The sequence below is a fragment of the Streptomyces sp. NRRL B-1140 genome (assembly GCF_001280065.1).
GTDB lineage: Bacteria > Actinomycetota > Actinomycetes > Streptomycetales > Streptomycetaceae > Streptomyces.
Genome location: NZ_LGEA01000064.1, coordinates 1 through 235, shown reverse-complemented (window position 1 = coordinate 235; position 235 = coordinate 1). Strand labels below are relative to the sequence as shown.

The 235-nt window shown below is 60.9% G+C and carries 1 protein-coding gene; it reads right to left on the bottom strand.

Annotated elements, in window-relative coordinates; genetic code table 11:
- A partial coding sequence (locus ADK65_RS08455) for a glycoside hydrolase family 48 protein (protein WP_159038746.1) occupies window positions 1–235 on the bottom strand: 235 nt, incomplete at both ends.

Here is a 235-nt window from a genome sequence, read left to right as displayed (position 1 = left end):
GATCATGTACTTCTCCATCAGATCCCACGCGCCGTTGAACTTCGACCAGTCACCCGTGACCTTGCCGTACATGGCCTGCAGCCACAGGAGGTAGCTGTAGGTCTCGGAGGTGGTCTCGTGGCCGTGGTCCGGTGCTTCGACGATCAGCGTCTCGACCGAGTGGTAGGGGATGCCCTCGGGAGAGAAGTAGCCGTTCGCCGGGTTGGTGATCTTCCCGTAGAGCTCCAGGAAACGG